At 63.9% G+C, this 26,969-nt stretch carries 23 protein-coding genes and 6 tRNA genes; 11 read left to right on the top strand and 18 right to left on the bottom strand.

Features of this window, described 5'->3' with window-relative positions:
- The first annotated feature begins 113 nt into the window (after window positions 1-113).
- The 7 genes from HNP55_RS10335 (at window position 114) to fliR (ending at window position 4,394) form a co-directional block, all read left to right on the top strand.
- On the top strand, window positions 114-704 hold the full coding sequence (locus tag HNP55_RS10335; RefSeq protein WP_184298944.1) for a flagellar basal body-associated FliL family protein: 591 nt from the start codon (window positions 114-116) through the stop codon (window positions 702-704).
- Window positions 705-729: 25 nt separating this feature from the next.
- The gene (gene fliM, locus HNP55_RS10330) at window positions 730-1,734 is read left to right on the top strand and encodes a flagellar motor switch protein FliM (protein ID WP_124452619.1); all 1,005 of its coding nucleotides are present in this window, start codon (window positions 730-732) and stop codon (window positions 1,732-1,734) included.
- On the top strand, window positions 1,724-2,161 hold the full coding sequence (fliN, locus tag HNP55_RS10325) for a flagellar motor switch protein FliN (RefSeq protein ID WP_184298942.1): 438 nt from the start codon (window positions 1,724-1,726) through the stop codon (window positions 2,159-2,161). The genes fliM and fliN overlap by 11 nt, the downstream gene beginning before the upstream one ends.
- A 79-nt stretch (window positions 2,162-2,240) precedes the next feature.
- Window positions 2,241-2,588, top strand: a complete 348-nt coding sequence (gene fliO / locus HNP55_RS10320; RefSeq protein ID WP_184298940.1) for a flagellar biosynthetic protein FliO — start codon at window positions 2,241-2,243, stop codon at window positions 2,586-2,588.
- A complete protein-coding gene (gene fliP / locus HNP55_RS10315) occupies window positions 2,578-3,339 on the top strand; it encodes a flagellar type III secretion system pore protein FliP (RefSeq protein WP_184298937.1) in 762 nt (253 codons plus the stop codon). Before fliO ends, fliP begins: the two co-directional genes overlap by 11 nt.
- A 10-nt stretch (window positions 3,340-3,349) precedes the next feature.
- Window positions 3,350-3,619: a flagellar biosynthesis protein FliQ gene (fliQ, locus tag HNP55_RS10310; protein WP_184298935.1), complete on the top strand. Its 270-nt coding sequence runs from the start codon at window positions 3,350-3,352 to the stop codon at window positions 3,617-3,619.
- Window positions 3,620-3,629: 10 nt separating this feature from the next.
- Window positions 3,630-4,394, top strand: coding sequence for a flagellar biosynthetic protein FliR (gene fliR / locus HNP55_RS10305; protein ID WP_184298933.1), 765 nt, complete (start codon window positions 3,630-3,632; stop codon window positions 4,392-4,394).
- 5 nt (window positions 4,395-4,399) lie between these two features.
- Here the strand turns inward: fliR and HNP55_RS10300 are convergent, their stop codons facing one another.
- From HNP55_RS10300 to HNP55_RS10240, 13 genes are all read right to left on the bottom strand, one after another.
- Window positions 4,400-4,594, bottom strand: coding sequence for a hypothetical protein (locus tag HNP55_RS10300; protein ID WP_184298932.1), 195 nt, complete (start codon window positions 4,592-4,594; stop codon window positions 4,400-4,402).
- 85 nt (window positions 4,595-4,679) lie between these two features.
- A tRNA-Leu gene (locus tag HNP55_RS10295) sits at window positions 4,680-4,766 on the bottom strand.
- Between the two features lie 86 nt (window positions 4,767-4,852).
- Window positions 4,853-4,928, bottom strand: a tRNA-Gly gene (locus tag HNP55_RS10290).
- 52 nt (window positions 4,929-4,980) lie between these two features.
- Window positions 4,981-5,056 (bottom strand) — tRNA-Gly (locus HNP55_RS10285).
- A gap of 8 nt (window positions 5,057-5,064) precedes the next feature.
- Window positions 5,065-5,138, bottom strand: a tRNA-Cys gene (locus tag HNP55_RS10280).
- A gap of 79 nt (window positions 5,139-5,217) precedes the next feature.
- A tRNA-Gly gene (locus HNP55_RS10275) sits at window positions 5,218-5,293 on the bottom strand.
- A gap of 168 nt (window positions 5,294-5,461) precedes the next feature.
- Window positions 5,462-7,870, bottom strand: coding sequence for an endopeptidase La (gene lon / locus HNP55_RS10270; protein WP_184298930.1), 2,409 nt, complete (start codon window positions 7,868-7,870; stop codon window positions 5,462-5,464).
- 108 nt (window positions 7,871-7,978) lie between these two features.
- Window positions 7,979-9,247 (bottom strand): ATP-dependent Clp protease ATP-binding subunit ClpX, encoded by a 1,269-nt coding sequence (clpX, locus tag HNP55_RS10265; RefSeq protein WP_184298927.1) that lies wholly within the window; start codon window positions 9,245-9,247, stop codon window positions 7,979-7,981.
- 128 nt (window positions 9,248-9,375) lie between these two features.
- The gene (clpP, locus tag HNP55_RS10260) at window positions 9,376-9,984 is read right to left on the bottom strand and encodes an ATP-dependent Clp endopeptidase proteolytic subunit ClpP (RefSeq protein WP_281385247.1); all 609 of its coding nucleotides are present in this window, start codon (window positions 9,982-9,984) and stop codon (window positions 9,376-9,378) included.
- A 142-nt stretch (window positions 9,985-10,126) separates the two neighbouring features.
- Window positions 10,127-11,443, bottom strand: coding sequence for a trigger factor (tig, locus tag HNP55_RS10255; RefSeq protein WP_184298925.1), 1,317 nt, complete (start codon window positions 11,441-11,443; stop codon window positions 10,127-10,129).
- 23 nt (window positions 11,444-11,466) lie between these two features.
- Window positions 11,467-11,553, bottom strand: a tRNA-Leu gene (locus HNP55_RS10250).
- A gap of 241 nt (window positions 11,554-11,794) precedes the next feature.
- Window positions 11,795-14,938, bottom strand: a complete 3,144-nt coding sequence (locus HNP55_RS10245) for an efflux RND transporter permease subunit (RefSeq protein WP_184298923.1) — start codon at window positions 14,936-14,938, stop codon at window positions 11,795-11,797.
- 13 nt (window positions 14,939-14,951) lie between these two features.
- Window positions 14,952-16,079 carry an efflux RND transporter periplasmic adaptor subunit gene (locus HNP55_RS10240; RefSeq protein ID WP_184298921.1) on the bottom strand — a complete coding sequence of 376 codons (1,128 nt, stop codon included), beginning with the start codon at window positions 16,077-16,079 and terminating at the stop codon, window positions 14,952-14,954.
- A gap of 208 nt (window positions 16,080-16,287) precedes the next feature.
- Between HNP55_RS10240 and hpnC the strand changes: the two genes are divergently transcribed.
- From hpnC to hpnE, 3 genes are read left to right on the top strand one after another with little or no spacing between them, the layout of a single operon-like run.
- Entirely contained in the window at window positions 16,288-17,142 is an 855-nt protein-coding gene (gene hpnC / locus HNP55_RS10235) for a squalene synthase HpnC (RefSeq protein ID WP_184298919.1), read from the top strand.
- Window positions 17,139-17,987 (top strand): presqualene diphosphate synthase HpnD, encoded by an 849-nt coding sequence (gene hpnD, locus HNP55_RS10230; RefSeq protein WP_184298918.1) that lies wholly within the window; start codon window positions 17,139-17,141, stop codon window positions 17,985-17,987. The genes hpnC and hpnD overlap by 4 nt, the downstream gene beginning before the upstream one ends.
- On the top strand, window positions 17,984-19,285 hold the full coding sequence (hpnE, locus tag HNP55_RS10225; RefSeq protein WP_246448341.1) for a hydroxysqualene dehydroxylase HpnE: 1,302 nt from the start codon (window positions 17,984-17,986) through the stop codon (window positions 19,283-19,285). Before hpnD ends, hpnE begins: the two co-directional genes overlap by 4 nt.
- Here hpnE and HNP55_RS10220 read toward each other — a convergent pair.
- Window positions 19,269-20,357 (bottom strand): TIGR03790 family protein, encoded by a 1,089-nt coding sequence (locus HNP55_RS10220; RefSeq protein WP_348648688.1) that lies wholly within the window; start codon window positions 20,355-20,357, stop codon window positions 19,269-19,271. The two genes, hpnE and HNP55_RS10220, sit on opposite strands and share 17 nt — an antisense overlap.
- A gap of 150 nt (window positions 20,358-20,507) precedes the next feature.
- On the opposite strand from HNP55_RS10220, the gene HNP55_RS10215 reads away from it, so the two are divergent.
- Window positions 20,508-21,278, top strand: a complete 771-nt coding sequence (locus HNP55_RS10215; RefSeq protein ID WP_184298914.1) for an IclR family transcriptional regulator — start codon at window positions 20,508-20,510, stop codon at window positions 21,276-21,278.
- Between the two features lie 68 nt (window positions 21,279-21,346).
- On the opposite strand, the gene pbpG is transcribed toward HNP55_RS10215, so the two are convergent.
- From pbpG to pssA, 4 genes are all read right to left on the bottom strand, one after another.
- The gene (gene pbpG / locus HNP55_RS10210; RefSeq protein WP_246448340.1) at window positions 21,347-22,405 is read right to left on the bottom strand and encodes a D-alanyl-D-alanine endopeptidase; all 1,059 of its coding nucleotides are present in this window, start codon (window positions 22,403-22,405) and stop codon (window positions 21,347-21,349) included.
- Window positions 22,406-22,616: 211 nt separating this feature from the next.
- Complete coding sequence (locus tag HNP55_RS10205; protein WP_184298910.1) at window positions 22,617-24,158, bottom strand: 2-isopropylmalate synthase; 1,542 nt, start codon at window positions 24,156-24,158, stop codon at window positions 22,617-22,619.
- 50 nt (window positions 24,159-24,208) lie between these two features.
- Entirely contained in the window at window positions 24,209-25,915 is a 1,707-nt protein-coding gene (leuA, locus tag HNP55_RS10200; RefSeq protein WP_184298908.1) for a 2-isopropylmalate synthase, read from the bottom strand.
- 203 nt (window positions 25,916-26,118) lie between these two features.
- Window positions 26,119-26,967 (bottom strand): CDP-diacylglycerol--serine O-phosphatidyltransferase, encoded by an 849-nt coding sequence (pssA, locus tag HNP55_RS10195; RefSeq protein WP_184298906.1) that lies wholly within the window; start codon window positions 26,965-26,967, stop codon window positions 26,119-26,121.
- Window positions 26,968-26,969: the final 2 nt, after the last annotated feature.

The following is a 26,969-nucleotide window of genomic DNA, read 5'->3' as shown; positions in this document are numbered from 1 at the left end:
TTTCACGGCTTGCCCCCTTGGCCGCGCCTCAATAATGGGCCTCAACAAGCGCTCCTGGCCACTCTTGCATCCGCAAGCGGCCCGGGGCCGGATCGAATCTCACAGGAGTTTTCATGGCCACTGCGCCCGCAGCCGCTGAAGCCCCCAAAGGCGGGGGAAACAAAAAGCTGATCATCATTGTTGCTGCCGTTCTGCTGCTGGTCTTGCTCGGCGGCGGCGCCGCGCTGATGCTGATGAAGAAGAAGGCCCCGGCCGAGGGCGAGGAAGGGGCCGAGGAAGCGCATGCCGCCCCGGCGCCCGCGGCCCATGCCCCCAAACCCGGCACGCCACCGACCTTTGTGCCGCTGGACCCCTTCACCGTCAATCTATCGGACAAGGAAGTCGACCGCTTCGCCCAGATCGGCGTCACGCTGGAGGTGGGCGACGCCCACACGGCCGACCAGATCAAGGCCTATCTGCCCGCCATCCGCAGCAATATCCTGATGCTGCTCTCGCACAAGTCCTCGGCCGAACTGCTGACCCTGGAGGGCAAGGAGAAGCTGGCGCGCGAGATCAAGCGCGAGTCGGTGCGCCCCATGGGCATCGAGCTGGAGGACGAAGACGAGGAGCCTCCACCGGAAGGCACGAAGAAAAAGAAGAAGAAAAAGCGCCCCGTCGAGAGCCCGGTGAGCAATGTCTTGTTCTCGACCTTCATCGTCCAGTGAGCCTGCCGTGCAAGGGTGATTCGCCATGAATCAACAAATCCTCTCCCAAGACGAAGTCGATGCCCTGCTGCAAGGCATCACCGGCGAGAGCCAGAAGCTGGACGCCGAGGAAGAGCAGGTCGGCGGCATACGCGACTACAACCTGGCCAGCCAGGAACGCATCGTGCGTGGGCGCATGCCCACGATGGAAATCATCAACGAGCGCTTCGCCCGCAATATCCGCGTCGGCCTGTTCAACTTCATCCGCAAAAGCCCCGAGGTCGCCATCGGCGGCATCAAGGTGCAGAAGTACTCGGCCTTTCTGCGCGAGATCGTGGTGCCGACCAATTTCAATATCGTCTCGGTCAAGCCCCTGCGTGGCTCGGGGCTGATCGTCTGCGACCCCACGCTGGTGTTCGCGGTGATCGACTCGCTGTTCGGCGGCATCGGCAAATTCCATGCGCGCATCGAGGGCCGCGATTTCTCGGCCACCGAGCAGCGCGTGATCCTGCGCCTGGTCGAGGTGATCACGGCCGAGTATCACAAGGCCTGGAAGGGCATCTACCCACTGGAGCTGGAGTTCCAGCGCTCGGAGATGCAGCCCCAGTTCGCCAATATCGCGACACCCAGCGAAATCGTGGTCTCGACCTCGTTCACGCTGGAGATCGGCGAGACCAGCGGCACGGTCTACTTCTGCATCCCCTACGCCACGCTGGAGCCCATCCGCGACGTGCTGTACTCGACCACGGTGGGCGACAGCACCGAGCCGGACCGCCGCTGGGTCAATCTGCTCAAACACCAGATCCAGGACGCCAAGGTGGAGTTGGTGGCCGAGCTGGGCACGGCCCCGGCCACGGTGGAACAACTGCTGGCCTTCAAGCCCGGCGACTTCATCGAGCTGGATCTGGAAACCATGATCAAGGCCAAGATCGACGGCGTGCCCGTCTACGACTGCCATTACGGCACCTCCAACGGCAAGTACGCGATCAAAGTTGAAAAAATGCTGACCAGCCCCGACCAAGGCTGGCTGGGAGCCCGCAATGTCACCTGATACCCCCTCCTCCGAAGAACAAGACGCAATGGCGGCCGAGTGGGCCGCCGCCCTGGCCGAGGCCAAGCCCAATGATGTGGCGGAGGAGGTGCAGCAGGCCTCCGAGCAGGTGGCGCCGGCCAGCTTTGCCAATTTCTCGCCCACACCCAACAATCTGCCCAGCGGCGACATCAATATGATTCTGGACATCCCCGTCCAGCTGACCGTTGAGTTAGGCCGCACCCGCATCCCGATCAAGAACATCCTGCAACTGGCCCAGGGCTCGGTGGTGGAACTGGACGCCCTGGCCGGCGAACCCATGGACGTGCTGGTCAACGGCTATCTGATCGCCCAGGGCGAGGTGGTGGTGGTGAACGACAAATTCGGCATCCGCCTGACCGATATCGTGACGCCCTCGGAGCGCATGCGACGACTGTCCAAAGGTTAGGAGCCAAGCCCGAGTCAGGCCTCGATTCAGACCTTTTTTGCGCGCTTTACCCGACAGGCCGCTGGAGACAATCTCCAGCATGAATTCCTCCCTGCTTCCCTTTGTGTGGTTTCTGGCCATTCTGTGCCTGATCCCCCTGGCCCTGTGGCTGCTCAAGCGCACGCCGCTGGGCGGCGGCGCCCAGGCCCATGGCCTGATGCGCGTGGTGGCCCAGCTGCCCATCTCGCCCAGCCAGCGCCTGCTGACCGTCGAGGTCGGCCAGGGCGAAGAGCGCCGCTGGCTGGTGCTGGGCGTAACGGGCCAGCAGATCAGCACCTTGCACGAGATGGCGCCACAAACAGAGGCGGCTGCTCCATCCACGACCGCACCCTTCGCCCAGTTGCTGGGCGCGCGTTTGCGTGGCAGCGGAGACCGGGATGCGCAGTAAGACCCTTCTGCTCCTGCCCCTGCTGGGCCTGCTCGCCAGCACCGCCTGGGCCCAGACCGCCGGCCCCACCCCGCCACCGGCCACCCTGCCCCTGCTGATCGGCCAGGGCGGCGGCGGCAGCAGCTACTCGGTGCCCATACAGACCCTGCTGTTCTTCACGGCCCTGGGCTTTTTGCCGGCCGTGCTGCTGATGATGACGGGCTTCACCCGCATCGTCATCGTGCTGTCGCTGATGCGCCAGGCCCTGGGCACCCAGGCCGCACCGCCCAATCAGGTGATCGTCGGCCTGTCGCTGTTCCTGACCTTCTTCGTCATGAGCCCGACGCTGGACAAGGTCTATACCGAGGCCTGGCAACCGTATAGCGCGGGCCAGATCCCGTTTGAGCAGGCCATCCAGAAGGCCGAGCCGCCGATGCGTAACTTCATGCTCAAGCAGACGCGGCAGGCCGATGTGGCCTTGTTCACCCGCCTGGCCAAGCTGGACAGCAGCGTCAAGCCCGAGGACGTGCCCTTCAAGGTGCTGGTGCCGGCCTTTGTGACCAGCGAGCTGAAGAGCGCCTTCCAGATCGCCTTCCTGATCTTCATCCCCTTTCTGGTCATCGACATGATCGTCTCCAGCGTGCTGATGAGCCTCGGCATGATGATGCTCTCGCCCGTGCTGGTGGCCCTGCCCTTCAAGCTGATGCTGTTTGTGCTGGCCGATGGCTGGAACCTGCTGCTGGGCTCGCTGGCGGCCTCCTTTGTGACCTGAGGGCAAGATCATGGACGCACAACAAGTCTTCACCGTCGGCCAGCAAGGCCTCTACATCCTGATGCTGGTGGCCGCCCCGGTGCTGCTGACCGTGCTGCTGGTGGGCGTGCTGGTCAGCGTGTTCCAGGCCGCCACCCAGATCAATGAATCCACCCTCAGCTTTGTGCCCAAGGTCATCGCCGCCGTGCTGGTGCTGGCCGTCACCGGGCCCTGGATGGTGAGCACCCTGGTGGAATACATCCAACGCACTTTGCAAGCCATCCCGCAGGCCGTGGGTTGAGCGATCCAGGATGATCTCCTTCACCGAAGCCCAGCTGCTGGGCTGGCTCAACCCACTGCTCTGGCCCTTCATCCGCACGCTGGCCCTGTTCGCCGGCATGCCCATCTTCAGCCAGCGCAATGTGCCCATGCGGGTGCGGGTGGGCCTGGCCTTGTTCATCTCCATCGCCGCCCAGCCCTCGCTGCCGGCCATGCCGCTGACGCCGCTGGACTCCCTGCCCACGCTGATGCTGTTGCTGGTGCAGCAATTGCTGATCGGCCTGTCCATGGGTTTCGCCGTCAGGCTGGTGTTTGCCTCGCTGGAGTTTGCGGGCGAGTTGATCGGCCTGCAGATGGGCCTGAACTACGCCGGCTTCTTCGACCCCGCCACCGGCAGCCAGGGCACGGCCAGTGCGCGCTTCTTCGGCAGCATGGTGGCGTTTCTGTTCATCGCCATCAACGGCCATCTGCTCTTGATCAATGCCCTGGTGCAGAGCTTTCACGCCTTTCCGGTCGGCGACGAGCCTTTTCACTTCCTGCGCGTGGCCCAGCCGCAGACCTGGGGCGCGGACATCTTCCGCATGGGGCTGTGGATCGCCCTGCCCCTGATCACGATGCTGATGTTCGTCAATCTGGTGCTGGGCGTGATCTCGCGCGTGGCGCCACAGATCGGCGTGTTCTCGGTCGGCTTCCCGCTGACCGTCAGCATAGGCTTGATCGGCATGGTTGCCACCCTGCCCCTGATGCAAACGCCTTTTATGGTGGCGCTGGAACGCATGCTGGCGATATTTGGCTGAAGCGCCTATCTGGCGAGCTGCTGTCCCTGCGGATCGGCATGGTCCTCGGCCCCATATGCCCTGGCCTGTGGGTCGGGCAAGGCCAGGGAGTTCGCCGTCGCACGCTGCCTGAACAACAGCGCCGCGGTCTTCAACACAAAGTCCAATGTGGCGCGAACCTCGGGGCTCAAGTCGGGATTCTGCTGATTCACGGATTTCATGGACTTCTCCTGCTACCCCGATGTTTTCGGCCGCTGCGGGCGGAAATTCAGTCCTTCACAGAACTGCATCACAGCAGGAAAGCCTTGGTGCCCAGGACGGGACTTGAACCCGTACGGCCTTGCGGCCGGCGGATTTTAAGTCCGCTGCGTCTACCAATTTCACCACCCGGGCAGGGTATCCAAGCCTGGCGGGCATTATCTCTGCGCGGCCATGCCTATAAACAGGAAAGGGAAGCACATGGCTTCCCTTTTTGAATCTGGAGCGGGAAACGAGACTCGAACTCGCGACCTCAACCTTGGCAAGGTTGCGCTCTACCAACTGAGCTATTCCCGCATTTCGCCCGAGACCTGCTGGCCTCGAACCCGGTGCGTACCGGTTTGTTTGTTGGAGCGGGTAACGAGGCTCGAACTCGTGACCTCGACCTTGGCAAGGTCGCGCTCTACCAACTGAGCTACACCCGCATGGTGTTTGGAGGCGCGATCCAGAGTCGAACTGGACTAACCGGATTTGCAATCCGGGGCATAACCGCTTTGCTATCGCGCCTTGGAACTTTGCAGTCAGAGCCTTTTGGTGAGCCTCTGACTAAAAAAGGAAGCCGAAGGCTTCCTTTGACATCAAATTTTGGAGCGGGAAACGAGACTCGAACTCGCGACCTCAACCTTGGCAAGGTTGCGCTCTACCAACTGAGCTATTCCCGCAGGGAATGAATCTCACAAAGCAGTATTTTGACTGGGCATTTCATTTGAAATGATTGCCTGCAAAACTTACTCTGCTCGAATCAAGACAAAGATTGTATGCTGAATTTGACCGGCTTTGCAAGCAAAGTGAAAATTTTTCACCCGGTCAAATTCGCATGGCCCATGCGCTCAGTGGGTGGCCGCAGGCGTCACCACCACCTCGGCCGGCTTGGCCGCGACGGCGGGCTCTTCCTCAGGCAGAGCAAGAGGTGCGGACTCCAGCGCCACTTCCAGCACCCGGTCTATCCAGCGCACCGGCACGATCTCGAGTTGATCCTTGACGTTGGCCGGGATGTCCTGCAGGTCCTTGACATTGTCCTCGGGGATCATCACGGTCTTGATGCCGCCCCGATGCGCTGCCAAGAGCTTTTCCTTCAGGCCGCCGATGGCCGTAACCTCGCCGCGCAAAGTGATCTCGCCGGTCATGGCCACATCGGCACGCACGGGGATGCCCGTCAGCGCCGAGACAAAGGCCGTGGTCATGGCCGCACCCGCGCTGGGGCCGTCCTTGGGCGTGGCGCCATCGGGCACATGGACGTGCACATCGCGCTTCTCGAACAACTCGTCCTTGATGCCCAGGCGGCGAGCGCGTGAACGCACCACGGTGCGGGCGGCCTCGACGCTCTCCTTCATCACATCGCCCAGCGAGCCGGTGCGGATGATATTGCCCTTGCCCGGCATGGCCGTGGCTTCGATGGTCAGCAGATCGCCGCCCACCTCGGTCCAGGCCAGGCCAACCACCTGGCCAACCTGATTCTTCTTCTCGGCGCGGCCGAAGTCGTACTTGCGCACGCCCAGATAGTCGTTGAGGTTGTCCTCGGTCACGACGGCCTTGCCCACAAAAGTCTTCAGCGCCAGGCTCTTCACCACCTTGCGGCAGATCTTGGAGACTTCGCGTTCCAGCGAGCGCACACCGGCTTCACGCGTGTAGTAGCGGATGATGCCGCGGATAGCGGATTCGGTGACTTCCATCTCCGAGTCCTGCACACCGTTGTTCTTGCTCTGCTTGGGCAGCAGATAGCGCTGGGCGATATTGACCTTCTCGTCCTCGGTATAGCCCGACAGGCGTATCACTTCCATCCGGTCCAGCAGGGCCGGGGGGATGTTCATCGAGTTCGAGGTGGCGATGAACATCACATCGGACAGGTCGAAATCGACCTCGACGTAATGGTCGCCAAAGGTGTGATTCTGCTCAGGGTCCAGCACCTCCAGCAGGGCCGAGGACGGGTCACCGCGGAAGTCCATGCCCAGCTTGTCGATCTCGTCGAGCAGGAAGAGCGGGTTGCGGGTGCCAACCTTGGACAGGCTTTGCAGCACCTTGCCCGGCATGGAGCCGATATAGGTGCGGCGGTGGCCACGGATCTCGGCCTCGTCACGCACGCCACCCAGGGCCATGCGAACGAATTTGCGGCCTGTGGCGCGTGCCACCGACTGGCCCAGCGAAGTCTTGCCAACCCCCGGAGGACCCACCAAGCACAGAATGGGTGCCTTGACCTTGTCGACCCGCGTTTGCACCGCGAGATATTCGAGGATGCGGTCCTTGACCTTTTCCAGACCGTAATGGTCTTCGTTCAGCACGCTTTCGGCGTTAGACAGGTCGTGCTTGATCTTGGTCTTCTTGCTCCAGGGCAGATTGACCAGGGTCTCGATATAGTTGCGCACCACCGTGGCTTCGGCCGACATGGGTGACATCAGCTTGAGCTTCTTCAGCTCGCCATCGGCCTTTTTGCGGGCCTCCTTGGGCATCTTGGCGGCCTGGATTTTCTTGTCCAGTTCCTCCATATCGGCGCCGTCCTCGCCGTCGCCCAACTCCTTCTGGATGGCCTTGACCTGCTCGTTGAGGTAGTACTCGCGCTGGCTCTTCTCCATCTGGCGCTTGACACGGCCACGGATACGCTTTTCCACCTGCAGGATGTCGACCTCGTGCTCCAGCAGGTCGAGCAAGGTCTCCAGGCGCTTGCCCACTTCGGACAGATTCAGCACCGATTGCTTGGCATCCAGCTTGAGCGGCAGATGGGCGGCGATGGTGTCGGCCAGGCGGCCCGCATCGTCGATGCCGGCAATGCTGGTGAGGATCTCGGGCGGGATCTTTTTGTTCAGCTTGACGTACTGATCAAACTGCTGGGTCACCGCGCGGCGCAAGGCCTCGATCTCGGGCTTGGTGTCGGCCTCGGGCGGGATGGGCATCACCTCAGCGACGAAATGCTCCTCGCCGTCGGTAATGGTCTGCGTGGTAGCGCGCTGCAGGCCTTCGACCAGCACCTTGACGGTGCCATCGGGCAGCTTGAGCATTTGCAGAATGCTGGAGACGCAACCCACCTCGAACATATCGTCCGACTTGGGTTCGTCCTTGCCGGCGGCCTTTTGTGCCACCAGCATGATTTGACGACCAGCTTCCATCGCGGCTTCCAGGGCCTTGATGGACTTGGGGCGACCCACAAACAGCGGGATCACCATATGCGGGAACACGACCACATCGCGCAGCGGCAGCAGCGGGAGCGTGATGAGTTCCGCAGGCAAAACGGGATGACCGGACATGAAAACCTCTCTTTCTCAGACCTCAAATGCGGTCTGAGCGGGCAATTGCAAGACGCCGAATTTGCTTTAGCAGCGGCCGATTCAGCCGCTGCTTTTCGGTCAGGGTGATTAAGCGCTGGCCTTCGCCTGTTCGCGGTAAACCAGCAGCGGCTTGGCGTTCTCTTCGATGGTGTGCTCGTCCAGTACGACCTTGTCCACGCCGTCCAGGGCGGGCAGTTCAAACATGGTGTCGATCAGCGAGAGCTCCATGATGGAGCGCAGGCCGCGCGCACCGATCTTGCGGGCCAAAGCCTTCTTGGCGATGGCGGTCAGGGCCGAGGGGCGGATCTCCAACTCCACACCGTCCATGGCAAACAGCTGCTGGTACTGCTTGACCAGAGCGTTCTTGGGTTCGGTGAGGATCTGGATCAGCGCGTCTTCGGTCAATTCACCCAGAGTGGCGACGACGGGCAGGCGGCCCACCAGCTCCGGAATAATGCCGAATTTAATCAGGTCGGCCGGCTCCACCTCGCGGAAGATTTCCGAGATGCGGCGCTCGTCCTTGCTCTTGACCGAGGCACCGAAGCCGATGCCGGTCTTCTCGGAGCGGTTCTGGATCACCTTCTCCAGGCCGTCGAAGGCACCGCCGCAGATGAACAGGATATTGGTCGTATCGATCTGCAGAAAATCCTGGTTAGGGTGCTTGCGGCCGCCTTGTGGGGGCACGGAAGCCATCGTGCCTTCCACCAGCTTCAACAAGGCCTGCTGCACGCCTTCGCCCGACACATCACGGGTGATCGAGGGGTTGTCGGCCTTGCGCGAGATCTTGTCGATCTCGTCGATGTAGACGATGCCGCGCTGGGCCCGCTCGACGTCGTAATTGCAATTCTGCAGCAGCTTCTGGATGATGTTCTCGACGTCCTCACCCACATAACCGGCTTCGGTCAAGGTGGTGGCATCGGCGATCACAAAAGGCACGTTGAGCAGGCGGGCCAGGGTCTGGGCCAGCAAGGTCTTGCCCGAGCCGGTCGGGCCGATCAGCAAGATATTGCTCTTGGCCAGCTCCACCGTGTCCTTGGTGCTGGCCATATGGCGCAGACGCTTGTAGTGGTTGTAGACCGCCACCGACAGGGTGCGCTTGGCCACATCCTGCCCGATCACGTATTGATCAAGGCTGGCCTTGATCTCGCTGGGCACGGGCAGGTCCGACTTGCTGGCGCGGGCGGCCGGGGTCTCGGCCGGCACTTCGTCGCGCACGATGTCGTTGCACAGCTCGATGCATTCATCGCAGATGAACACCGACGGGCCAGCAATCAACTTCTTCACCTCATGCTGGCTCTTGCCACAGAAGGAGCAGTAGAGGACTTTTTCGCTGGAGTTGCCTTTTTTCTCGGCCATGGATCTGCTTGTCTTTCAGGCGTTAGTGCCTGCTGGAATGATAGTTCAAACGCGGACAGGGCCTTTGTCCGGAAAAGGCCCTGCTTACGCTGGCTGTTGGATGTGGGAAAGCCGTTGACGCTGAGCTATCAAGGCCGCTTCTCGAGCACACCATCGATCAGACCATAGCTCTGCGCCTCCGCCGCGGACATGTAGTAGTCGCGCTCGGTGTCGTTCTGGATCTTCTCCAGGCTCTGGCCCGAACGCTCGGCCAGGATACGGTTGAGCTGCTCGCGAGTCTTCAGGATCTCGCGGGCATGGATCTCGATGTCGGTGGCCTGGCCCTGGGTGCCGCCCAGGGGCTGGTGAATCATCACCTTGGCATTGGGCAGGGCGAAGCGCTTGCCCTTCTCGCCCGCAGCCAGCAAGAAGGCGCCCATGCTGGCGGCCATGCCCATGCACAGGGTCGAGACCTGGGGCTTGATGAACTGCATGGTGTCGTAGATGGACATGCCGGCCGAGACGCTGCCGCCGGGCGAGTTGATGTAGAGGGAGATGTCCTTGTCGGGGTTCTCGCTCTCCAGGAACAGCAGCTGGGCCACGACCAGATTGGCCACGGCGTCATTGACCGGGCCGACCAAGAAGATGATGCGCTCACGCAGCAGGCGGCTGTAGATGTCGTAGGCGCGCTCGCCGCGGCCCGATTGTTCGATGACGATGGGCACCATGCCCAGATTGTTGATTTCCAGCGCGCTCATGAAGATCCTTTGCAAGACAGCTTGGTGATACAGAGTTTGGGGCTGATTATGTCGCCACAAGAGCGGCGGCCAAGACAGGCCAAAAATGCAAAAAGCGCCGCCCTTGCGGAACGGCGCTCTCCGGCTGAAACGCGGGTGCGAATCAGTTGGCTTGCTGAGCCATCAGTTCGTCGAAAGGCAGGGCCTTGTCGCTGATCTTGGCCTTGGCCAGCACGAAGTCGGTCACATTGTTTTCAACCACAACGGCTTCCACTTCGGCCAGGCGATTGCGGTCGCTCAGGTACCAGCGCACCACTTCGGCGGGCTTCTCGTAGCTCTGTGCCAGCTCTTCGATATGGGCTTGCAGCTGCTCGGGCTTGGCCTGCAGATTGTTCGAACGCACCAGCTCGCCCACCACCAGGCCCAGGCGCACGCGGCGCTCGGCTTGGGGGCGGAAGATTTCCTCGGGGATGGGCGCCTTGTCGGCATCTTTCACGCCGCGCTTCTTCAGGTCTTCGCGGGCGGCGGCCACCATGCGCTCGGTCTCGCCGGCGATCAGGGCATTGGGCACGTCGAGTTCGGCGGCGGCCACCAGAGCGTCCATCACGGCGCCCTTGTTGCGAGCCAGCACGCGGAACTTGACTTCGCGCTCCAGGTTCTTCTTGATGTCGGCGCGCAGGCCTTCGACGCTGGCGTCGGCGATGCCCAGGGACTTGGCAAACGCCTCGTTCACTTCGGGCAGGTGCTGGGTTTCGATCTTCTTGACCGTCACCAGGAAGTCGGCTTCCTTGCCGGCCACGTCCTTGCCATGGTAGTCCTCGGGGAAGGCCAGGGGGAAGGTCTTGGAGTCGCCCGCCTTCATGCCGCGCACGGCCTTCTCAAAGGCTTCCAGCATCTGGCCTTCGCCGATGATGAATTGGAAACCCTCGGCCTTGCCGCCGGCGAAGGGCTCGCCGTCCAGCTTGCCTTCGAAGTCGATGCTGACGCGATCACCCTCGCCCGCCACATCGGCGGCAGCGCGCTGAGCGAAGCTGCGGCGCTGCTTGCGTAGGATGTCGACGGTCTTGTCGATCGCTTCCTCGGTCACCTCGCTGACGACGCGCTCGACGTCCGCAGCGGCCAGGTCACCGATCTTGACTTCGGGATAGACCTCGAAGGTGGCGTCGAAAGCCATCTGGCCTTCGGGCGACTCGTCCTTCTGGGCGATCTTGGGAGCACCGGCGACGCGCAGCTGCGCTTCGTTGGCGGCGGCCGAGAAGGCCTCGCCCAGCTTGTCGTTCATGACTTCGTACTGGACGGAGTAGCCGTAACGCTGGGTGACCACGCTCATCGGCACCTTGCCGGGGCGGAAGCCATCGGCCTTGACGGTGCGGGCGAGCTTCTTCAGACGAAGTTCCACTTCGCTGTTGATGTCAGCAGCCGCCAGCGTGAGCGTGATGCGGCGTTCGAGCTTTTCGAGGGTTTCGACGGTGACAGCCATAGTTGACTCAATACAAAGTTATCTGGTGCGCGGGGCCGGACTCGAACCGGCACGCCGGTGAAGGCGTCAGGACCTAAACCTGGTGCGTCTACCAATTTCGCCACCCGCGCTAGAGGATTTCAGACTCGCTTGACGTTGGGCACCATGAGTTTGCGAGGCAAAAGCTCAAGCAAACCCGGTGACCGACCGCTCAGCAAGACTGCGGCAATTCGGCAAACCGTGGATTGTAGCCATTTGCGAGAGCGATTTTCGCGACCCAGGAAAACCCGGAGCAGGAAATGCACTCGACAGGCCTGAATCCAGGCCCGGCGTGCCGAGAAAAAACAGGGGAAGTGCTGCTGGGCGCGGCCCTCAATCCGGCCTCTTGATGCGGAACCAGGCGGCATACATGGCCGGCAGCGCCAGCAGCGTCAGCGCGGTGGCCACGATCAGGCCGCCCATGATGGCCACGGCCATCGGCCCCCAGAACACGCTGCGCGACAAGGGCACCATGGCCAGCACCGCGGCAGCGGCCGTCAGCACGATGGGGCGGAAGCGCCGCACGGCCGACTCCACCACCGCCTGCCAGTCCGGCACGCCCTTGGCCCTGTCCTGCTCGATCTGGTCGATCAGGATCACCGAATTACGCATGATCATGCCCATCAAGGCGATCACGCCCAGCAGGGCCACAAAGCCAAAAGGCTTGCCCGAGATCAGCAAAGCACCCGCCACGCCGGCGATGCCCAGCGGCCCGGTCAGGAAGACCAGCATGGAGCGCGAGAAGCTCTGCAACTGCAGCATCAGCAGGGTGAAGGTGATGAAGAGCATGATGGGCACGCCGGCGGCGATCGAGCCCTGGCCCTTGCTGCTCTCCTCCACCGCGCCAGCCACCGAGATGGTGTAGCCCGGCGGCATCTTGGCCTGCAAGGCCTGCATCTGCGGCCAGACCTCGGCGGTCACCGTGGCCCCTTGCAGGCCCTCGCTCACATCGCCCTGCACCGTCACCGCGTAATTGCGCCCCTCGCGCCACAGCACGCCGGGCTCCCAGGCAAAGCCCACTTTGGCGATCTGGGTCAGCGGAATGGCACGACCGCTGGCCGTGGCCACATAGGAGTTGCCGATATCGGTGATGGCATTGCGCTCGTCCAGGGGCTGGCGCAAGACGATGTCGATCAGCTTGTCGCCCTCGCGGTACTGACCGATGGTATTGCCCGACAGCAGGGTGCGCGAGGTCTGCGCCAGGGCCTGGCTGCTGACACCCAGGGCGCGCGCCTTGTCCTGGTCGATCTCCAGCTTCAAGACCTTGATGGACTCGTTCCAGTTGTCATTGACCCCGCGCATATGGGGGTTGGCCGCCAGGATGGCCTTGGCCTGGTCGCCCCAGCGCCGCACCTCCTCCACATTCTCACCCGCCACCCGGAACTGCACCGGGTACTGCACCGGCGGGCCATTGGGCAGCAGCTTGATGCGGGTGCGCACCTCGGGGAACTCCGCCGCCATCAGGGCCGGCAGGCGCTTGCGCAAGGCCTCGCGCTCATGCAGATCCTTGGGCAGCACGATGGCCTGGCTGACGCTGGGCTGGGGGAAGACCACGTCCAGCGGCAGATAGAAGCGCGGCACGCCCGAACCTATCCAGGTGCTGACCGTGGCCACGCCCTGCTCCTGCATCATGCGGGCCTCGAAACGCTTGGCCACGGCCTGGCTTTGCTGGATGGTGGAGCCCTCGGGCAGCCACAGATCGACCAGGATCTCCGGCCGGCTGGAGTCGGGGAAGAACTGCTGCTGCACCCGGCCCATGCCGCCCAAACCGAGCGCAAACACCAGCAGCGTCATGCCTATCGTCTTCCAGCGATTGAGCACGCACCAACGCACCAGGTCGCGGAAGCGGTTGTAGAAGGGAGTGTCAAACAGCTCATGCGCTTCGCCGCCCTCGTTGGAGCGATGGGTCTTGAGCAGCAAGGCGCCCAGATAGGGCACGAAGTAGACCGACACCAGCCAACTGATCACCAGCGCCGCGGCCGTCACCGCGAAGATGGCGAAGGTGTATTCACCGGTGCTGGACTTGGCCATGCCTATGGGCAGAAAGCCCACGGCGGTGATCAAGGTGCCGGTCAGCATGGGCATGGCCGTGGCGTCGTAGGCGAAGGTGGCGGCGGTCATCTTGTCGTAGCCCTCCTCCAGCTTGCGCACCATCATCTCCACCGCAATGATGGCGTCGTCCACCAACAGACCCAGGGCGATGATGAGCGAGCCCAGCGAGATCTTGTGCAGGCCCACGCCCCAGTAAAACATGGTCACAAACGTAATCGCCAGCACCAGCGGGATGGTGATGGCCACGACCAGGCCAGGCCAGATGTCGACCCGCAAGGGCTTGGTGTGCAGGCCCAGGGAGATGAAACTGACGGCCAGCACGATCACCACCGCCTCGATCAAGACCTTGACGAACTCATTCACCGAGCGGGTCACCGCCTGGGGCTGGTCCTGGATCTGCTCCAGCTCGATGCCGGCGGGCAGGTTTTTACGGATATCGACGACCGCCCCCTGCAAGGCCTTGCCCATGGCGACGATGTCGCCGCCCTTGGCCATGGAGATGCCCAGGGCGATCACATCCTTGCCCTGGTGGCGCACCATCACAGCGGGCGGGTCCACATAGTCGCGCTTGATCTCGGCAATATCCCCCAGGCGCAGCGAGCTGGCCTGGCCGCTGGCCGGGTTGAGCGCGCGGATCGGAAAGTCCTTGAGCGCCTGCACCGAATTGAACTGGCCCTGCACCCGCACCTGCAGATTGCCGCCGCCCGCATTCAAAACCCCGGCGCTCTCCACCGCGTTCTGTGCACCCAACTGGGCGATCACCTGGTTGACGTCCAGACCCAGATTGGCCAGGCGCTTTTGCGAGATCTCGACAAAGACCTTCTCGGGCTGCACGCCAAAGGACTCCACCTTGGCGACGTCGCGCACCTTCAGCAGGGCCGAACGCACCCGCTCCGACTGCTCGCGCAGTTCCTCGCGCGAGAAGCCGTCGGCCGAGAGCGCGAAGATGGAGCCATAGACATCGCCGAACTGATCGTTGAAGACCGGCCCGATCACGCCTTGCGGCAAGGTGCGCGCCATATCGCCCACCCGTTTGCGCACCTGGTACCAGACCTCGCTGACCTCCTTGGCCGGCGTGTTTTCCTTCAGCATGAAAATGGTCAGGGACTCACCCGGCTTGGTGTAGCTGCGCACGCGGTCGGAGTAAGGCACCTCCTGCAAGGTCTTCTCGATCTTGTCCGTCACCTGCTCGGCCACCTGCTGGGCCGTGGCGCCGGGCCAGAAGGCCTGCACCACCATCAGGCGGAAGGTGAAGGGTGGGTCCTCGTCCTGGCCGAGCTGGAAGTAGGCCGCAAAGCCCATCAGCATCAGCACCACCATCAGGTAACGCGTCAGCGCCGGGTGCTCCAGCGCCCAGCGTGAGATATTGAAATTGCGAGGGCCGCCGCTGCCCGAACTCACCGAGGCTTGATCTTGATGACTCATCAAAACTCCCGCCTCAACGCGCGGCCGAGGCCGGCTGCGTCGCCAAAGCCGGCGACTGGTAGCGCTGCACCTTCTGGCCCGCCTTGAGCACATGCACGCCGGCCACCACCACCTCCTGGCCCGCTTGCAGGCCCGCGGCAATCACCACCTCATTGCCCTCCGCCCCGGCGATCTTCACCGGCTGCGCCTTCAGGCTCATGCTGGCCGGGTCCAGCAGCCAGACCGAGCTCTTGCCCTGCTCCTGCAACAAGGCCGTCAGCGGCAGCTTGATGACTTGCTCGGTGCGCGGTGGCTGCAGGCTGACGACGGCCGTCTGGCCCAGGCGGGTCTCAACCCGTCCCACATCGGCCTTGATCAAAAAGGTGCGGGTCACCGGGTCGGCCGCGGCTGAGACCTCGCGCAAGACCGCATCGCTGGTCGACTGGCCAGGCCCCCAGAGCTTGAACTTCAGGGCGCCGGGCCGGCTGGCCACCTGGCGGAACATGGCAACCTGATCTTCGGGCACCGAGAACAGCACATCGCGTGGCCCGTCCTGGGCAATGCGCAGCACTGGCGTGCCGGCCGCCACCACCATGCCGGGCTCGGCATCCACGCCGGTCACCACGCCCGCCACATCGGCAATCAGCTGGGCGTAGCCGGTCTGATTGTCCTGGGCGCTGCCCTGGGCCTTGGCCTGGTCGAGCTGCGATTGCGCGGCCTTGAAGACCGAGCTGCGCCGCTCCAACTCGGCCGCGCTGATGAAGCCCTGCTTCTCCAGATCGATATAACGCTTGTAATCAGCGGCAGCCTGATCGCGATTGGTACGCGCGGCCGACACCGCCGCATCGGCCGCCGTGCGCGCCAGCAGCAGGTCTTGCGGATCCAGCTGAGCCAGCAGCTGGCCGGGCTTGACCACATCGCCCAAATTCACCTTGCGCGCCAAGATCTTGCCCCCCACCCGGAAGGACAGGCGCGATTCGCTGCGGGCGCGGATCTCGGCAGCGTACTCATAGCTCATGCCCGCGGAGTCCGCCTGCAAGACCAGGGTGCGCACGGCGCGTTCGGGTTCAGGGAGGCTGTCCGGCTTGCCGCAAGCGCTCAATAGCGCCAGCAATAAAAGCATAGGAGTCAGCAGCAAGGCCTTTGGAGACTGAAGGGGCATGGACAACCTCAAGTTTTGCGTTCCCAACCCCCGCGCAAGCCGCCATCCAGGGCCTCGCAGCGGGGCAAAAACGTTATTGACTAATGGGTCAGTAATGTATGCAAGGGCCCAAGCGCTGTCAAACAGCACGGCCCCCAGCTTGCGCAAAAAGCTGCAAGCGCGCCGGCGCGTAGAAAGGCGCGTGAAATTGCCCCGCACAATCTCGCTTGTGAGCATAGAACACTACGAAAACTTCCCCGTCGCCTCCTGGCTGTGCCCCAAGCCCCTGCGCCCGGCCATTGCGGCCCTCTACCATTTCGCCCGCACGGCCGATGACCTGGCCGATGAGGGCGAGGCCAGCCCCGCCCAACGCAAGCAAGACCTGCAGGCTTACCGCGCCGACCTGCACGCCACGGCCCGGGGCCAAACACCCTCGCCGCGCTGGGCCGCCCAGGTCTTCACGCCGCTAGGCCCCGTGCTGCAGCAGCATCGGCTGCCCCTGCCCCTGCTTGAACAGCTGCTGGACGCCTTCGAGCAAGACCTGCACCAACACAGCTATCGCGATCGCGCCGAACTGCTGGCCTATTGCAGCCGCTCGGCCAATCCGGTGGGGCGGCTGCTGCTGCATCTCTACGGCGTGAGCGAGGCCAGCGCCCTGCGCCGCTCCGATGCCATCTGCAGCAGCCTGCAGCTGATCAATTTTTGGCAGGACTTCACACGCGATGGCCCGAACGGCCGGGTCTACGCGCCGCAGAGCGATCTGCAGCACCATGGCCTCGACACACAAGCCCTGTTGAACTGCCAGGACAGCCCGGCGGCACGCGCCCTGATCCGCGATTTATGCGACTGGGCCGAACAGCTGATGCTTGAGGGCGCGCCCCTGGTGCATCAAATCCCGGGCCGGGCCGGCTGGGAACTGCGGCTGGTGATCCAAGGCGGCCTGCGAATTCTTGAGAGAATCCGGCTGATGCAATATGCCAGCCTCGTCCAACGCCCCAAGATCGGTGTGCTGGACGGCCCCACCTTGCTGCTGCGCGCTGCGCTCATGCGCCCAAGCCAAGTCCCAACAAAGGAAACCCCGTGAGTCCCGAGCAGTATGTGCAGGACAAGGCCGCCAAGAGCGGCTCCAGCTTCTACTACGCCTTCTCCTTTCTGCCACCGCCACGGCGGGCGGCCATCACGGCTTTTTATGCCTTCTGCCGCGAGGTCGATGATGTGGTGGACGAGACCCTGGACGCCAGCGTGGCCGCTACCAAGCTGGCCTGGTGGCGCAAGGAGGCCGCCCAGGCCTTCGCCGGCCAGCCCCAGCACCCGGTGATGCGAGCCTTGCTGCCGCATTGCGCGGCCTTTGATATCCGCCTGGATCATCTCAACGCCGTCATCGACGGCTGCCAGATGGATCTGGAACAAACCCGTTACCTCGACTACCCCGGCCTGCAACGCTACTGCCATCTGGTGGCCGGTGTGGTGGGCGAGGTGGCCTCGGGCATCTTCGGCCGCAGCCAGGCCCAGACCATTGCCTACGCCCACAAGCTGGGCCAGGCCATGCAGCTGACCAATATCATCCGCGACGTGGGCGACGACGCCCGCCGCGGCCGCATCTATCTGCCCATCTCCGAGCTGCAGCAGTTCGACGTCAAGGCGCACGAGATCTTGCTGCGCAGCAAGCCCTGGGGCTATAGCGAACGTTTCAGCGCCTTGATGAAGTTCCAGACGCAGCGCGCCCACCAACTCTATGACGAGGCCTTCGCCCTCTTGCCCGAGGCCGACCGCAAGGCGCAAAAGCCCGGCCTGATGATGGCCAATATCTACCGCGCCCTGCTGCGCGAGATCGAGCTGGAGGGCTTCCGCGTGCTGGAACAGCGCATCTCGCTGACCCCGCTGCGCAAGGTCTGGATCGCCATGCGCACCAACTGGACGGGGCGTTGATCCCGCCGACTCGGCTGGCCGTCATCGGCGGTGGCTGGGCCGGCATCGCGGCGGCCGTCAGCGCCTGCCAGCAAGGCGCCCAGGTCACGCTGATCGAAATGGCCGGGCAACTGGGTGGCCGCGCCCGCAGCCTGGCCACCGGTGAGACCCCGCCCTTTGCCCAGCTGGACAACGGCCAGCACATCCTGATCGGCGCCTACAGCCAGAGCCTGGCCCTGATGCAAGCCCTGGGCGTGGATCTGGGCCAGGCTTTTTTGCGCACGCCGCTGCGCCTGCGCTACCCCCGCCACGAGGGCCTGCAGCTGCCCGCCGGCGCGCCGCTAACGAGCTTTGCGCGCGGCGTGCTGGCCTATCGCAATTGGCCCCTGCTGGCCCGCCTGCGCCTGCTGGCGGCCGCCGGCGGCTGGCTGCTGCGCGGCTTCCATTGCCCGCCCACCTGGACCGTGCAAGGCCTGACGGCCGGCCTGCCGGAATGCGTCCGGCAAGACCTGATCGAACCCCTGTGCGTGGCCGCCCTCAACACCCCGGCGGCCCAGGCCAGCGCCCAGACTTTTCTGCGCGTGCTGCACGACGCCTTGTTCAGCGGCCCCGGCAGCGCCGATCTGCTGCTGCCCCGGCTACCGCTCAGCGAGCTTTTGGCCACACCGGCGCAAAACTGGCTGCAAGCGCGCAAGACCGATGTGCGCCTGAGCCAGCGGGTGCAGCAGCTGAGCCGCAGCGGCAGCGGCTGGCTTGTTGATAAGGAATACTTCGATCAGCTGATCCTGGCCTGCAGCGCGGTCGAGGCGGCCCGGCTGTGCGCCGACATCCAGCCCGCCTGGGCGGCCCAGGCGGCGCAATTGCGCTACGAGCCCATCATCACCGTCTATCTGCACAGCCCCGGCAGCACATTGCCCGCGCCCATGCTGGCCTTGCAGGAGGGGCCGCTTGCCCCCGCGCAGTTCGCCTTCGATCTGGGCCAGCTCGGCCAGCAGGGCGAGCGCAGCGGCGCCTTTGCCTTCGTCATCAGCGGCGCGGCCGCCTGGGTGGACAAAGGCCTGGCCGCCACCGGCGAACAGGTCTTGGCCCAGGCCCTGCGGGAGTTGGACTGGGCCAGCCCGCCCCGCATCCAGCGCGTGCTGGCCGAAAAGCGCGCCACCTTTGCCTGCACACCCGGCCTGCAGCGCCCGCCACGCGAGATCGCCCCCGGCCTGCAGGCCGCCGGCGACTATGTGCAAGGCCCCTACCCCGCCACGCTGGAAGGCGCGGTGCGGGCCGGCATGGCCGCCGCCCGCCAAGCCCTCAAAAAGCCCGGCTGAAGGGCGCGGCCAGGGGTTCGCCGATGAACACGCCCTGGCCCGGCCACAAGACGCTATGCCAATATGCCTCCAGGGCCGACACGCCCTGCAGATAGGCCAGCAGCAGGAACTGCGGATGCGGGAACTTCTGCCGGTGGTTGCAGGGCTCGCTGACCGTGCCATAACTGGCCGTGGCACCGGCCTCCAGCCAGTCCAGCGCGCTCATCTGCACATTGCCCTTGTCCAGACGCCGCTCCAACTGCCCGCCGAAAGAAGTCAGGTGGTCGGCCAGGGCGCCGGGCAGCCACTCCACCTGCTCCAGGCCGGGCACGTTGAGCTGGCCGGTTTGATAGATCAAGGTGCGCGTCAAACCGGGCAGGGCCTGCTGCGCCAGGGGCTGCACATTGACGCCGGGCAAGCGGCCGGCCGGCGGGAACAGGCTGGCGCGCACATTGCGGGCCGTGTCGCTGGTGCTGACGAAATAGGCATTGGCCGGGCTGAAGCCCGGCAGGCTGTGATCGGCGGCAATGCCACGCTCGATCAAGGCCTTGCCGCTGTCCACGCTGCGCGCGGCCAGCAACATGGCCGGCCGCAGGCCCAGATCGCTGAAAGGCTGGGCGCCAAAATAATTGAAGTAGGGCGAGGGCTGCGAGGGCGCGCAGCTGTTTTTGCAGATGTCTGGCTGGAAGCCCAGGGCCAGCGCGCTGGTGATGGAATTGCAAGCCACGGCATAGGGCTGGGTCCAGGCCAGGGCCAGGGCCTGCACCTCGGGGCCCAGCTCGGCCTTGATCTGCGCCTGCAAGGCCTCGAACTCGGCCACATCCAGGGTCGCGCGCAGCGGCAAGCTCACCCGCAGGATATGGGCCTCGGGGATGTTGCGGCGCGCGGCGTAGTACTCACCCACCGCCACCGAATAAGGGTCGGCACTGTTGATCACCAGGCCCAGTTGTGCCGCAGTGATACGGCCTTGCAAGCGGGCGAAGCGCTGCCAGGCCGGCGCCGGCACAGGCGGGGCGCTGGCGCTTGGCGCCACGGGCGCGCTGGCAGCCTGAGCCCATGCGGCCGACCCCGCGGCCAGAGACAAAACAAGCACCAGCCAGAGAGCAAACAGGCGGCCCAGAATCAAGCCCGAAGCCCGGTATTGATGGCCGAGAACGGCCGGTGTTGCTCCGAGGAAACCATATCGAGGCGCGGATGCGGTTTTCGCAATACAAAACAAATCAAACTCCCGCACAATGTCTGCATGAAAAGCAAAGAGGATAAGGCGCCAGCCATCCAGGTGCTGGAACGCATGTTTTCGCTCTTGGATGTGTTGGCCAGTCATCAAGATCCGGTGTCCCTGAAGGAGATCAGCGCCAGCACGGGCCTGCACCCTTCCACCGCGCACCGCATTCTCAACGACCTGGCCATAGGCCGCTTTGTCGACCGGCCCGAAGCCGGCAGCTACCGCCTGGGCATGCGCATGCTGGAGCTGGGCAATCTGGTCAAGGCGCGCCTGGACGTGCGTGATGCCGCCATAGGCCCGATGCGCGAGCTGCACAAATTCACCCACCAGCCGGTCAATCTCTCGGTGCGCCAGGGCGATGAGATCGTCTACATCGAGCGCACTTACAGCGAACGCTCGGGCATGCAGGTGGTGCGCGCCGTGGGTGGCCGCGCCCCCCTGCACCTGACCTCGGTGGGCAAGCTCTTTCTGGCCAGCGACGACCCCTTGCGCGTGCGCAGCTATGCCACCCGCACCGGCCTGGCCGGCCACACCCGCAACAGCCTGACCGATATCGTTGCCCTGGAGCGCGAGATGGCCCTGGTGCGCCAGCGCGGCGTGGCGCGCGATGACGAGGAGCTGGAACTGGGCGTGCGCTGCATGGCCGCCGGCATCTACGACGATCAGGCCAAGCTGATCGCCGGCCTGTCCATCTCGGCCCCGGCCGATCGCCTGGAAGAGTCCTGGCTGGCGCGCCTGAAGGAAACAGCGGCGCAGATCTCGGCCGAGCTGGGTTACCGCGGCGGCTGAGTTCGAGCGCTGCAAGCGGCATAAAAAAACGCGCTTGATGAGCGCGTTTTTTTATTGAGTCAACGTGATCAGCCATTGGTCTTGAGCTTGGGATGATTCAGCTCGGCCGGATTGCTGATGATCCACTTGCGCACCCGCTCGGCGTCACCGAGACGCGAGTATTTGCCAGTGGAGTCCAGGAACACCATGATCAGCTTGCGGCCCGCCATGCGCGCCTGCATCACCAGGCAACGACCCGCCTCGTTGATGAAGCCGGTTTTTTGCAGGCCGATATCCCAGCCCGGGTTGTTCAGCAAGCCATTGGTGCTGTGGAAGGCGACCTGGCGGCGACCCAGGGCGACCTGGTACTCACGCGAAGTGGACAGCTCACGCAGCAGGGGCACTTCATGCGCCACCTTGACCAGGGCGGCCAAATCCTTGGCGCTGGACTGGTTGCGGCTGGACAGGCCGGTGGGCTCGACGTAGAAGGTATCCGTCATGCCCAGGGACTGGGCTTTCTGGTTCATCGCGGCCACAAAGGCCGGCAAGCCGCCGGGATAGTTGCGACCCATGGCGTTGGCGGCGCGGTTCTCGGACGACATCAGGGCCAGATGCATCATCTCGCCACGGGTCAGCGTCGTGCCAACGACCAGGCGCGAACGGGTGCCCTTCTCGGAATCGATGTCCTCGTCCGTGATGCTCAGCTTCTCGTCCATGGACTGGCCGGCGTCCACCACCACCAGGGCCGTCATCAGCTTGGTGATGGAGGCAATGGGCAGGACGGCCGAGGGATTCTTGGAGAACAAGACCTCATTGGTTTCCTGGTCCATGACCAGGGCCACGCTGGACTTCAGATCCAGCGGATCTTCGACCGCGTGCAAGCCGTAGAGCTGGCCATAAGTGGGCTTGGCCGCCACCACCGTCGCCGCTGCGGCAACCGCGGCCACCTTGCGAACGCTGCGCGAAGACTTGGTGGCCGCCACATTCTGCTTGCCCGCACGGGCTTTTTTGACCGGTGCTTTCTGGGCGCTTTTCTGGACGCTTTGTTTGGCAGAGCTTGCCTTGGCCCGTGTGTTTGACGCGGCCTGCGCAGGCAGGGCCAAGCCTGTCGCCACCAAAGCGGCGCACAGCAAGGTGCGTGACAACATTGATTTAATCATCTTCAATCCGGTCCCAAGGTCTGGCGCTTAGTTTAGGGGATAGGAAAAACACAGGCAAGATCAAAAGCTTAGGCCCCGCTTTTAAAGCGGAGCTTCGTATCAAGCAGGACGTAGAAACCCTAGCCCGGCAAACTTCAACGCGCATTTTTGCCATTTCGCCTACACAGGCTCCGCAAGCCTGGACCGGGACAAGGCCTGCTCAACCCTGGGCCGCGACTCGCTCGGTCTTGCTATGCAGCTTGTTGAGCGCGCTCAGATAAGCCTTGGCCGAGGCCACGACGATGTCGGGATCGGCCCCCACGCCATTGACCACACGCCCCGCATGCTGCAGGCGAACCGTCACTTCGCCCTGCGATTCTGTGCTGCCGCTGGTGATGGCATTGACCGAATAGAGCAGCATCTCGGCGCCACTTTGGGCGGCCGACTCGATCGCCCGCAGCACCGCGTCCACCGGGCCATTGCCCTCGCTATGCGTGCTGTGCTCCACCTCACCGGCGGCAAACACCACATGGGCCTGCGGACGCTCGCCCATTTCGGAGCGCTGGGCCAGGGCCACCAGGCGGAAATGCTCATGCTCGGCGGTGACGGACTCGTCCATCACCAGGGCGATGATGTCTTCGTCAAAGATCTCGTTCTTGCGGTCAGCCAGATCCTTGAAGCGGACGAAGGCGGCGTTGACCTCGGCCTCGGATTCCAGCGTGATGCCCAGCTCTTGCAGGCGCTGCTTGAAGGCATTGCGGCCGCTCAGCTTGCCCAGCACGATCTTGTTGGCGCTCCAGCCCACGTCTTCGGCGCGCATGATCTCGTAGGTGTCGCGCGCCTTCAGCACGCCGTCCTGATGGATGCCGGAGGCATGGGCGAAGGCGTTAGCCCCCACCACGGCCTTATTGGGCTGGATCACGAAGCCGGTGGTCTGTGACACCAGCTTGGAGGCGGCGACGATCTGCTTGGCGTCGATATTGATGTCCAGGCCGAAGTAGTCGCGGCGCGTCTTGATCGCCATCACCACCTCTTCCAGCGAGCAGTTGCCGGCCCGCTCGCCCAGGCCGTTGATGGTGCACTCGACCTGGCGCGCACCGCCGATCTGCACCCCGGCCAGGGAGTTGGCCACGGCCATGCCCAGATCGTTGTGGCAGTGCACCGACCAGATGGCCTGGTCGGAATTGGGCACGCGCTCGCGCAAGCTCTTGATGAAGTTGCCGTAAAGCTCGGGAATGGCATAGCCCACGGTGTCGGGGATGTTGATGGTGCGCGCACCTTCCTTGATCACCGCCTCCACCACCCGAGCCAGGAACTCGGGGTCGGAGCGATAGCCATCCTCGGGCGAGAACTCGATGTCATCGCTCAGATTGCGGGCGAAGCGCACGGCCTGGATGGCCTGCTCCAGCACCTGCTCGCGCGTCATGCGCAGCTTCTTCTCCATATGCAGCTCGCTGGTGGCGATGAAGGTGTGGATGCGCGAACGGGCCGCGCCCTTCAAGGCCTCGGCGGCGCGGGCGATATCGCGGTCGTTGGCGCGCGCCAGCGAGCAGACGGTGCTGTCGCGGATCGCATCGGCAATCGCTTTGACCGCCTCGAAGTCGCCATTGCTGGAGGCCGCAAAGCCGGCCTCGATCACATCGACCTTGAGCCGCTCCAGCTGGCGCGCGATGCGCAGCTTCTCGTCCTTGGTCATGGAGGCGCCGGGGCTTTGTTCGCCGTCGCGCAAGGTGGTGTCGAAAATAATCAGTTGCTGGCTCATGGGGAGGGGCTTTCCTTGAAATCTTGACGAGGGCTGGCTTGGCTAATGCTTCAGATCGACGCCACCGGCTCGGAGCGCTGGGGCAGACGGCCCTGCCGGGCGGCACGGTTCAGGCCGGAGACGATGGCCTTGAGCGAGGCATTGACGATGTTCGCATCGATGCCGACGCCGAACAGGGTCTGGCTCTCGGCGATGCGCAGCTCCAGATAGGCCACGGCCCGCGCATTGGCCCCGCTGCCGATGGCATGCTCGTGATAGTCCAGCACCCGCAGGCCGACGGGCAGCTGGCGGTTCAGGCCGTCGACAAAAGCGTCGATGGGGCCACTGCCCTGGCCTTGCAGGTCCAGGCGGCTCTGGCCGATCAGGGCCTGGGCCCGCAGAGCCACCTGGCCTGCGGCGGCGTCCGTCAGCACGGTCTGCTGCAGGCTGGCGGCGGCCTCAGCCTCGGCCAGACCGTACTCGCCTTCGAAAATGCGCCACAGGTCGGCGGCCGACAATTCCTTGCCCGCATCGTCCATCACCGCCTGCACGACCTGGCTGAACTCGATCTGCAGGCGACGCGGCAGCTCCACCCCGTACTCGGCCTCCAGCAGATAGGCAATGCCGCCCTTGCCCGACTGACTGTTGACGCGTATCACCGCGTCATAGCTGCGGCCCAGGTCCTTGGGGTCGATGGGCAGATAGGGCATGTCCCAGATCTCGCCCTCCTTGCGGGCGGCAAAAGCCTTTTTGATCGCATCCTGGTGCGAGCCCGAGAAGGAGGTGTAGACCAAATCGCCCACATAGGGGTGGCGCGGATGCACGGTCAGCTGATTGCAATGCTCGACGCAGCGGCGCACCTCGTCGATGTCGGAGAAATCCAGCTCCGGGTCCACGCCCTGGGTGTAGAGATTGAGGGCGATATTGACCAGGTCCACATTGCCGGTGCGCTCGCCATTGCCGAACAAGCAGCCCTCGATGCGATCGGCCCCAGCCATCAGGGCGAACTCCCCCGCCGCCGTGCCGGTGCCGCGATCGTTGTGCGGATGGACCGACAGCACGATGGCCTCGCGCCGCGCCAGATGCCGGTCCATCCACTCGACCATATCGGCAAAGATATTCGGGGTGGAATGCTCGACCGTGGCGGGCAGGTTGATGATGCACTTGCGCTGCGCGTTAGCTCCCCAGGCCTCGGTGACGGCATCGACCACGCGCTTGGAGAAAGCCAGCTCGGTGCCCGAGAACATCTCCGGCGAATACTGGAACAGGAACTCGGTGGCCGGCTGCTGGGCCGCCAACTCGCGCACCATGCGGGTGTGGGTGACGGCCAGATCGACGATCTGGTCCTCGTCCAGGCCCAGCACCACCCGGCGCATCACCGGCGCGACGGCGTTGTAGAGATGGACGATGACGCGCCGTGCGCCCCGCAGCGACTCAAAGGTGCGGGCGATCAGGGGCTGGCGGGCCTGGGTCAGCACCTGGATGCTGACATCGGCGGGGATGTGGTCTTGCTCGATCAGCAGGCGCACAAAGTCAAAGTCCGCCTGCGAGGCCGAGGGGAAGCCCACCTCGATTTCCTTGAAGCCAATCTTCACCAGCATCTGGAACATGCGCAGCTTGCGCTGCGGGTCCATGGGTTCGATCAAGGCCTGGTTGCCGTCGCGCAGATCGGTGCTGAGCCATTGCGGCGCGCGAGTCAGCTGGACATCGGGCCAGGTCCGATTGGCCAGGGCGACGGGGGGGAAGGCGCGGTACTTGGTCTGTGCTTGCTTCAACATGGTCAGTTTCCAGGTGAGGTGAATTCGCAAGCAACAGGTCAAAGGTAGAAACAAAAACGGCCCGCTGCTGCTTGCATACGGGCCGACGAGATCTCAACGTTTGGATGGACGTGCGCGATCAAGGAACCCGTTGGGATCCTAGTAGTAGAGCGGGCACGCGCAGGAAATTCATGGCACGCAATATAGCACGTGAGGCCCAGGCCTCAATGGTGCAAACCCTTTTCATCGGGCTCATCCGTTGAAGTGGCAATCATGCTGACCGGCCGGCCCTTGGCCTTGCGCCAGGCATAGATGACATAACCCGACAGCCCATAGGCACAGAAGATGGCGAACAGGCCCAGCGGCGGGTTCTGGCTGATCAGCACAATGGCCAGAGCAATCGCGACCAGCACGACAAAGGGCACGGTGCGGCGCGCACCCACGACCTTGAAGCTGTAGAACGGAGCATTGGTCACCATGGACAGGCCGGCGAACAGGGTCAGGCCGAAGGCCGTCCACACCACCCAGGGCAGCTGGGTCACCTGCTTGAAGCCGGCATCATCAAAAGCCCAGATCATGCCGATGACCACGGCCGCCGCCGCCGGGCTGGGCAGGCCCTGGAAGAAGCGCTTGTCGACCACGCCGATATTGACGTTGAAGCGGGCCAGGCGCAGCGCCGCGCCCGCGATATAGACGAAGGACGGGATCCAGCCCAGCTTGCCCATGTCCTTGAAGGCCCAGATATAGACGATCAGGGCCGGCGCGGCACCAAAGCTGACCATATCGGAGAGGCTGTCCATCTGCTCGCCAAACGCGCTTTGCGCATTGGTCATGCGGGCCACGCGGCCATCCAGGCTGTCCAGCACGGCGGCGCAGAAGATGGCGATGCAAGCCACCTCGAAACGGCCATTCATGGCCATCACGATGGCGTAAAAGCCCGAGAACAGTGCCGCCAGCGTGATGGCATTGGGCAGCACATAAATGCCTTTGCGGCGCGGACGGGGCTGGCCCTGCACGCCCTCATCATCTTCTTCCGGCCCGTCGGCCCGGAGCTTGTTTTTGGGATCAATCATGG

The sequence above is a fragment of the Roseateles oligotrophus genome (assembly GCF_014204525.1).
In the GTDB taxonomy this organism is placed as follows: domain Bacteria; phylum Pseudomonadota; class Gammaproteobacteria; order Burkholderiales; family Burkholderiaceae_C; genus Paucibacter_A; species Paucibacter_A oligotrophus_A.
The sequence above is the reverse complement of the archived record's forward strand: the minus strand, read 5'-3'. Positions and strand labels throughout refer to the sequence as shown.